The sequence below is a fragment of the Prevotella sp. C561 genome (assembly GCF_000224595.1).
Lineage (GTDB): Bacteria > Bacteroidota > Bacteroidia > Bacteroidales > Bacteroidaceae > Prevotella > Prevotella jejuni.
Genome location: NZ_JH114145.1, coordinates 259,441 through 260,333, shown reverse-complemented (window position 1 = coordinate 260,333; position 893 = coordinate 259,441). Strand labels below are relative to the sequence as shown.

1 protein-coding gene is annotated in these 893 nt (G+C 45.0%); it reads right to left on the bottom strand.

The genetic code is table 11. From position 1 onward, the window contains the following. On the bottom strand, window positions 1–753 hold a 753-nt coding region (locus HMPREF0666_RS08850), incomplete at its 3' end, for a transposase (RefSeq protein WP_009012070.1). Between the last annotated feature and the right edge of the window lie 140 nt (window positions 754–893).

Genomic DNA, 893 nt, shown 5'->3' with positions numbered 1-893 from the left:
CTCGTAGCGACTGCCGCAGTTGGCAGCACGAATGTAGAACGTGTTGCAGCGCTGCTCTACGGTTTGTATGATTTCCTTTGAGAACGACCCGCAGTCAGCACGGAAACGCTCTATTACCACACCAAGTTCTGAGGTTACACGGTCCATAATGCGACGGAGCGTGTCTTCCTGATGGAATCTCACATTGGTGTTTCCGTCACGATTCTCACCTCCGACTATGATTCCTCCAATGGAAGCCCAACCAGGGAAATAACCAAAGTCCTGCTTGTAAGAATACTTTGCATCGAACTTGGTGGCTGGAACGAACTGGTGGTCAAAGTCCAGGTCAACATGACTGCCCTCCTTTATAAGCCCCATTCTCCGTATCATCCGTAATAGTAAGGTGTTCAGCTTCTCTGCCGTGTTGAAACTGTAAGACTTGCCGGAGGTCTCGCTCTTGTAGACAATGTTCTCTTCAGCAAGCTCCTTTAGTCCGCGCCCAACAGTGTCGGCACCGGGTAATAGCGTATTAGGTCTCTGCTTGAACTGCCCTATAAGCACATTGATGTCCTCAAGGCATTCTCCACCACAAAGGTAACTGAAGAAGAGAGAGCCGAAAATACTTCCATGGCTGAATGCTTTGCCACTACTTCCACGTTTGCCCAATACAGATTCGGTAAGTTTTTCAAAGCCCAACTTTGAGAAAACGTCCATAATATGATAAATTCCACCGAAAGAAGTGATATTCTCGTTTTTAATTGCTACCTTTGTCATGTCAGATTTTTGCTTACTTGTTATGTTTGCAGCACTAAGATAGGTGAAATTTCTGACATATCCAAGTGTTTTGAGAACTTTGTTTCTCAGACACTTGGAGTTCTTACAAGAATTTATGCTGCGGAATTAAGGTGATAATT